Source organism: Mesorhizobium sp. M0174 (assembly GCF_040322275.1).
Taxonomy (GTDB): domain Bacteria; phylum Pseudomonadota; class Alphaproteobacteria; order Rhizobiales; family Rhizobiaceae; genus Mesorhizobium.
This window is the reverse complement of record NZ_JAMYTB010000066.1, coordinates 1-1,129: the sequence shown is the minus strand read 5'-3', so window position 1 is coordinate 1,129 and position 1,129 is coordinate 1. Positions and strand designations below refer to the sequence as shown.

Annotated in this window: 2 protein-coding genes; both read right to left on the bottom strand. The window is 62.0% G+C overall.

What is annotated here, in order from left to right; all coding sequences use genetic code 11:
• Window positions 1–34 precede the first annotated feature (34 nt).
• The gene (gene gfa, locus NKJ13_RS31500; protein ID WP_352508734.1) at window positions 35–604 is read right to left on the bottom strand and encodes an S-(hydroxymethyl)glutathione synthase; all 570 of its coding nucleotides are present in this window, start codon (window positions 602–604) and stop codon (window positions 35–37) included.
• Between the two features lie 70 nt (window positions 605–674).
• Window positions 675–1,129 (bottom strand): zinc-binding dehydrogenase (locus tag NKJ13_RS31495; protein ID WP_352779572.1); only part of this gene is annotated, 455 nt, incomplete at its 5' end.

Below are 1,129 nucleotides of genomic sequence, written 5' to 3'. Positions count from 1 at the left end.
TCGCCCGGCTCGATCGATGATGGTCGAGCGGCTACTAGGCCGGCAACGCGCCGGATCTTTTGGCCGTCCAGGTGGCGATATAGTCCATCAGGCCAGGATTGAGGCAATCATAAGGTTCGAGCCCGATCGACTTCAGCTGTGACCTTATGCCGTCCATGCGGCTGGGATCGACACCGGATTCAATGATCGACGAGACAAAGGCGGTGAAGCCCGGAGGCGACCAGCCATCCTCCTGGAAGCGCTCCGGATGGATGAAGGACAGCCCCTTGAAAGCGTGGTCGCGCTCGACCGGGCCGTGCATGTGGACGCCGCAGCCGGTGCAGGCATGGCGCAGGATCAGCGCGCCCGGATCGACCACCTTCAGCTTGTCGCCGTTTTCGGTCACCGTCACGTCGTTTGTACCGGCAACCGCCACGACCGAGAACAGCGCGCCTTCCGGCTTCCAGCATTTGGTGCAGCCGCAGGCATGATTGTGCGCGATCTGGCCCTTGACCTTCACCTTGACCGGGTTGCTGGTGCAGGCGCAGACCAGCGTGCCGCCGGCAAAATCGGGCTTTTCCCGTGGCAATCCATTGTCGATTTTAGGATGCAGTTTCTCCGGCATTTTTGTCTCCTCCCGTGTTGAACATGTGCATTGTCGGCCGTTGGCTGGTTAGCCGGCGGCTTTCTCCTCCTCAGTAAACCACCACGCTCCTGATCGACTTGCCTTCATGCATCAGGTCGAAGCCCTTGTTGATGTCCTCGAGCTTCAGCGTGTGGGTGATCATCGGATCGATCTCGATCTTGCCGGCCATGTACCAGTCGACGATCTTCGGCACGTCGGTGCGGCCGCGCGCGCCGCCGAAGGCGGTGCCCATCCAGGTGCGGCCGGTGACCAGCTGGAACGGCCGCGTCGAGATCTCCTGGCCGGCGCCGGCAACGCCGATGATGACCGACTTGCCCCAGCCGCGATGCGACGCTTCGAGCGCCTGCCGCATGACCTTGGTATTGCCGGTGCAGTCGAAGGTGTAGTCGGCGCCGCCGATCTGGTCGGCGCCGCGCTTGGTCATATTGACGAGATGGGCCACGATGTCGCCGTCGATCTCCTTCGGATTGACGAAATGCGTCATGCCGAATTTCTCGCCCCATT

Bases quoted from the DNA above. Each gene is read 5' to 3' on its own strand.
- gfa (WP_352508734.1), bottom strand. From the start codon at position 604: ATGCCGGAGAAACTGCATCCTAAAATCGACAATGGATTGCCACGGGAA.